The organism is Mesorhizobium sp. M4A.F.Ca.ET.020.02.1.1 (assembly GCF_004022645.1).
GTDB lineage: Bacteria > Pseudomonadota > Alphaproteobacteria > Rhizobiales > Rhizobiaceae > Mesorhizobium.
In genome coordinates this window covers 1-2414 of record NZ_RZOI01000842.1, presented here as the reverse complement: position 1 = coordinate 2414, position 2414 = coordinate 1, and the positions used below count along the sequence as shown (strand labels likewise).

The 2414-nt window shown below is 66.4% G+C and carries 2 protein-coding genes; both read right to left on the bottom strand.

The genetic code is table 11. The annotated features are described in order from the left end of the window. The coding region (nuoG, locus tag EN742_RS31985) for an NADH-quinone oxidoreductase subunit NuoG (RefSeq protein WP_128333727.1) at positions 1–1792 on the bottom strand (1792 nt) is incomplete at its 3' end. 74 nt (positions 1793–1866) lie between these two features. Beyond that, positions 1867–2414 (bottom strand): NADH-ubiquinone dehydrogenase (locus tag EN742_RS31980; RefSeq protein ID WP_128333726.1); only part of this gene is annotated, 548 nt, incomplete at its 5' end.

Genomic DNA, 2414 nt, shown 5'->3' with positions numbered 1-2414 from the left:
GGATCGCCCAGTCCTCGCGTGCATCGCCGGGCGCGAAACCGGCGCGATTGGTATGCTGCACGCGGCCTTCCGTGTTGACGTAGGTGCCGGACTTTTCGGTGTAGGCGGCGGCCGGCAGGATGACGTTGGCACGGTGCGCGCCGGCGTCGCCATGCGTGCCGATATAGACGACGAATGCGCCGCCGGTCTTGGCCATGTCGATCTCGTCGGCGCCGAGCAGGAACAGAAGATCTGTCTCGCCGAGCATGCCCGCGACGCCCTTGCCGCCCTCGCCCGGCACAAAGCCGAGGTCGAGACCGCCGACGCGACCGGCAGCATTATGGAGCACGGCAAAACCGTTCCAGTCGGCACGGGCGGCATTGACCGCCGCGGCGAGCTTGGCCGCCTGGCCGAGCACGGCGGCACCGTCGGCGCGCGCCAGCGCGCCCTGGCCGACGATGATCAGCGGGTGCGTCGCCTTTTTCAGCACCTGGAAGAACTTGCCGTTGCCGTCGGCCAGGTCCTTCAGCGATTCCGGACCGGCGCCGATCTGCTCATAGTCGTAGCGCGTGTCACCGATCTCGCCGATAACGCCGATCGGCAGGTTGCCGATGCGCCAGCGCTTGCGGATGCGGGCATTGAGCACCGAGGCCTCGAAGCGCGGGTTGGCGCCGATGATCAGCACCGCGTCGGCCTGCTCGATGCCCTCGATGGTCGGGTTGAAGATGTAGCTGGCGCGGCCGAGCGACGGATCGAGCGCGGCGCCATCCTGGCGGCAGTCGGTATTCTTCGAGCCGAGCGCCGCCATCAGAAGCTTCAGCGCATAGATCTCCTCGACGGCGGAGAGATCGCCGGCGACGGCGCCGATCCGCTCGGGCGTGGTCTTGCCCACTTCGTCCTTGATCGCTGCGAAGGCTTCGGCCCAGCTTGCCGCGACGAGCTTGCCATCCTTACGCACATAGGGGCGGTCGAGGCGCTGCGTGCGCAGCCCGTCCCAGATGAAGCGGGTCTTGTCCGAGATCCACTCCTCGTTCACCGCCTCGTTGACGCGCGGCAGGATGCGCATCACCTCGCGCCCCCTGGAATCGACGCGGATCGCCGAGCCGACCGCGTCCATGACGTCGATCGATTCCGTCTTGGTCAGTTCCCACGGCCGCGCCTGGAACGCGAAGGGCTTGGAAGTCAGCGCGCCGACCGGGCAGAGATCGATGACATTGCCCTGCAATTCCGAGGTCATTGCCTGTTCGAGATAGGTGGTGATCTCGGCATCCTCGCCGCGGCCGATCAGGCCGAGTTCGGAAATGCCGGCGACCTCGGTGGTGAAGCGGACGCAGCGCGTGCAGTGGATGCAGCGGTTCATCACCGTCTTCACGAGCGGCCCGATATACTTGTCTTCCACCGCGCGCTTGTTCTCGTGATAGCGCGAGGAATCGACGCCGAAGGCCATCGCCTGGTCCTGCAGGTCGCATTCGCCGCCCTGGTCGCAGATCGGGCAATCCAGCGGATGGTTGATCAGCAGGAATTCCATCACGCCTTCGCGGGCCTTCTTGACCATCGGCGTGTTGGTGAAGATTTCCGGTGGCTCGCCGTTCGGGCCCGGACGCAGGTCGCGCACGCCCATGGCGCAGGAGGCCTGCGGCTTGGGCGGGCCGCCCTTCACCTCGATCAGGCACATGCGGCAGTTGCCGGCGATCGACAGCCGCTCATGGAAGCAGAAGCGCGGCACTTCCGCGCCGGCATCCTCGGCTGCCTGCAGCAGCGTGTAGTGGTCGGGTACAGTGATCTCTTTCCCGTCGACCTTGAGCTTTGCCATCTCGCCTCAAACCTCTGCGGACGTCCCGCAATCCTCTTTCCGGGCGCGGCCAAAACCGCGCCCGGCATTGAATTTCAACCTTTGGCCGCCAGCGCCGTTGCCTGGCCAGTCCAGTCGTCGCGGCCGATGCGGCCGGCGAGCGACAGATAGTCCTCGACCCAGGCGATCTCTTCCGCCGTCCAGGCCGCGATCTGGCCATATGTCCAGATGCCGAGGCCATTGAGGACCTTCTCCAGCTTCGGGCCAATGCCTGAGATCGCCTTCAGGTCGGCCGGCGCCGCCGGCCGGTCCATGGCCTTGGGCTGCCTGAAATCCTCCGGCATCAGCCCGGTCGCGGCACTGCTTGCCACAGTGTCAGTGCCGGTGGTGTCCTGCACCTTTTCCACGGAGGCCTGGGCAATGTCGGTCACATCCCTGGCGAAGGTCTGCGCCTCGGCGATCAGCGTCTTTGTCGCCTTGCGCGCCTTGGACGAGGTCTTCTGGGCTTGCTCCAGCTCTTCGCTCCGCGCCTCGAAATCATCGACGATCGGCTGGAACAGCCGCTGCGAGGCCTCGGTGGCGCCCGAAAGCGCGCCCAGCCACACGCCGAGGCGCAGACCTTCGCCAGGGATGTGACCGACAT